The organism is Nocardioides sp. CPCC 206348 (assembly GCF_048654705.1).
Classification (GTDB): Bacteria; Actinomycetota; Actinomycetes; order Propionibacteriales; family Nocardioidaceae; genus Nocardioides.
The window spans coordinates 1-2012 of record NZ_JBMCZA010000220.1 but is presented as its reverse complement, the minus strand read 5'-3'; the positions used below and the strand labels follow the sequence as shown (position 1 = coordinate 2012).

2 protein-coding genes are annotated in these 2012 nt (G+C 69.1%); both read right to left on the bottom strand.

Features of this window, described 5'->3' with window-relative positions; all coding sequences use genetic code 11:
- Positions 1 to 98: 98 nt before the first annotated feature.
- The gene (locus tag ACOADB_RS24560; RefSeq protein ID WP_378605028.1) at positions 99 to 773 is read right to left on the bottom strand and encodes a fasciclin domain-containing protein; all 675 of its coding nucleotides are present in this window, start codon (positions 771 to 773) and stop codon (positions 99 to 101) included.
- Positions 774 to 861: 88 nt separating this feature from the next.
- Positions 862 to 2012: molybdopterin-dependent oxidoreductase (locus tag ACOADB_RS24555; RefSeq protein ID WP_378605025.1), on the bottom strand; the 1151-nt coding region annotated here is incomplete at its 5' end.

Below are 2012 nucleotides of genomic sequence, written 5' to 3'. Positions count from 1 at the left end.
CGAGGGGGACGCCGATCGGGTTGTCCTGGACCGGATCCATGAGGTGATCCTTGCGCTTTCAGGAGGTGGCTGACGAGGCTTTGATCAACTGACCTGGGTCACTTGACTCCGGTCAGCACCTTGTCGATGACGTAGACCGTGGCGTTGGCCGTGGGGACGTTGCCGCAGATGACGTTGGCGGTCACGGTGCCGTCGGTGACGGTCATGCCCGACTCGGCGTCGCCCTCGATCGTCAGCTTGTCGCCCGCGAGGGTCTCCTGGCTGCCGGCGATGGAGTCCTTGTCCTCGTTCGCGCCGACCACGTGGTGGGCGAGGATCTTGTAGAGCGTGCTCTCCTGGCCCTTCTCCTGGCCCTCCATGACCAGACCGTTGAGGTCGGCCTCGGGGATCTCGGCGAACGCACCGTCGAACGGCGCGAACACGGTCAGGGCCTCGGCACCGTTGAGGGTGTCGGCGAGGCCGTCGATCGAGGTCACGGCGGCGACCAGCGTCTTGAGGAGCGGGTTGTTGCTCGCAGCGGTGGCGACCGGGTCCTTGACCATGCCGTCGAACGAACCGGCACCCGAGGTGGGGACGTTCGCGCAACCGTCGCCGAATGTCTGGGCGCCGGCACCGTCAGCCTTGGCGCCGTCGGCACCGTCGGGGGTCTTGCTGGTGTTGTCGGTGCTGTCCGAGCCACTGGGCTCGTCCTCGCCGCACGCGGCCAGGGACACGGACAGGGCGAGGGCCGCGGCGGCGATCCCGGCGTTGCGGCGGAGGTTCTGGAGCTTCATGGTGGTGCCTTCCGTTGAGTCTGTTCGTGTTGGTGTTGCAGGTGATTCGGAGGTGCCGCCGATCCGGATTGGCCGGATCGGAAGATTTCTAGGAGACGTTGACGATCAGCTCGTGCAGCCCACTGGCGCCGTTCGGGAACGGTTCGGCGCGTACGGCGACCTGGGCCTCGCCGTTGCCGGACATCGCCCGTACGGCGAGCCGGTGGGAGCCCTTCTTCGCGTCCCAGGGGTAGAACCACTGGCGCCAGTAGTTCTCGCCGCCGTCCGGGCCGAGGGTCGCGTCGACCCAGCCCCCGCCGTCGATGCGGACCTGGACGCCGGAGATGCCGTCGCGCTCCTGGGCCCACGCGACGCCGCCGATGACGACCTTGCCCGGGTCGAGGTTCGCCAGCGCCTTGGGCGTGTCGATGCGCGCGGAGATCTTGATGGGAGCGTCCGTCGCCCAGTCCCGGTCGGTCCAGTACGCCTTCTGGTCGTCGTACGTCGTCAGGGTGAGCCGGGTGAGCCACTTGGTGGCGCTGATGAAGCCGTAGAGGCCGGGGATGATCATCCGGACGGGGAAGCCGTGCTCACGCGGGAGCGGCTTGCCGTTCATGCCGACGACGATCATCGCGTCGCGCCCGTCGGTGGCGAGGTCGAGCGGCGTGCTGATCGTCATGCCGTCGAAGTCGGTGGACAGGATCTGGTCGGCCTTGGTGCCGACGCCGGCCAGGTCGAGGACGTCCTGGAGCGGGACGCCGAGCCAGCGGGCGCTGCCGATGTAGGGGCCGCCGACGCTGTTGGAGACGCACGTGAGGGTGATGTTGCGCTCGATCATCGGCATCGCGAGCAGTTCGTCGAAGGTGATGGTGAGCTTCTTGTCCACGTCGCCGTCGACGGTCAGGGTCCAGTCGTCGGCGCCCACGATGGGGGTGTCGAGGCGGGTGTCGACCCGGTAGAAGTCCTTGATCGGCGTCTCGAACGGCGTGATCCCGGGGACCTGGTCGTCGAGGCCGCGCGGCAGCGGCGGCGCGGGGCTCGCCGCCGTCGGGAGGTCGACGTCCTCGGGGCGCAGGCGCAGCTTGTTGATCACACGACCGGCCACGCCACCAACGGCGGCGATCGCGGTCAGGGCGCCGATGCCGATCAGCACGCCGCGGCGTCCGGTGGAGCTCTCGCCCGTGGCGTCAGGGGCGGTGACCTTGTGCTGCTGGCGGGCCAGGAACGCGAGGGCGAGCGGGGCGGTGACCGCGGCGACGA

What these genes read in the sequence shown, in the direction of transcription:
- ACOADB_RS24560 (WP_378605028.1), bottom strand. Translation starts at nt 773, where the DNA reads ATGAAGCTCCAGAACCTCCGCCGCAACGCCGGGATCGCCGCCGCGGCC.